Annotated in this window: 1 protein-coding gene; it reads left to right on the forward strand. The window is 42.5% G+C overall.

The window, feature by feature from the left end:
• Positions 1-609, forward strand: a 609-nt coding sequence (locus DW800_RS19505; RefSeq protein ID WP_119958292.1) for a DUF3871 family protein, incomplete at its 5' end; no start/stop codon positions are given.
• Between the last annotated feature and the right edge of the window lie 129 nt (positions 610-738).

The raw sequence follows: 738 nt of genomic DNA on the forward strand, positions 1-738 counted from the left end.
ACCATCTACGAGACGGTGAACGGTAATAGGCTGACCCTTACCATAGGTGGAGTTAGGGCTTATAACCATACCAATCTGTACAGTAAAAAGGGTGCAGAGCGTTTTAAGGTGTTCATAGGCTTCATTTGTAATGTCTGCACCAATTTATGTGTATCTACGGACGGTTATCTTACTTGTTTGGAAGTAACCAATACCAACGAATTATATCGTGCCGTATTGGAAATGTTCAACAAGTACGACCCTGCCAAGCACATACATCTGATGCAGACACTTGGCAATACCAGTATGACAGAACATCAATTCTGCCAGTTACTTGGAAGAATGCGACTTTATCAGTGCTTGCCACAAGGCTATCAGAAGGCTATCCCCAGAATGCTGCTTACTGATACACAAGTAAACAGTGTGGCTAAAGCCTACATTAATGATGAGAACTTTGGCTGTCTTGGCAGTGACCTATCCATGTGGAAGTTCTACAACCTGCTTACTGGCAGCAACAAGAGCAGCTACATAGACAGCTTTCTGGATAGAGCCTACAACGCTACAGAACTGGCAACGGGCATTGCATCCGCTCTGCATGGTGATGAAAGATACAGCTGGTTTCTCTCTTAGCTGTATCTGGAATTATATCCTATTACTGGTTTCTCAAAACTGGAGATTATGCTACGGAATTTATTCTATGTGTTACTGGCTACTTTGGTATTCTTCATTGCAATGGCATTGTTTCCATTTATAGCGGTA

Source organism: Bacteroides sp. AM32-11AC, from assembly GCF_003603515.1.
Lineage (GTDB): Bacteria > Bacteroidota > Bacteroidia > Bacteroidales > Bacteroidaceae > Bacteroides > Bacteroides uniformis.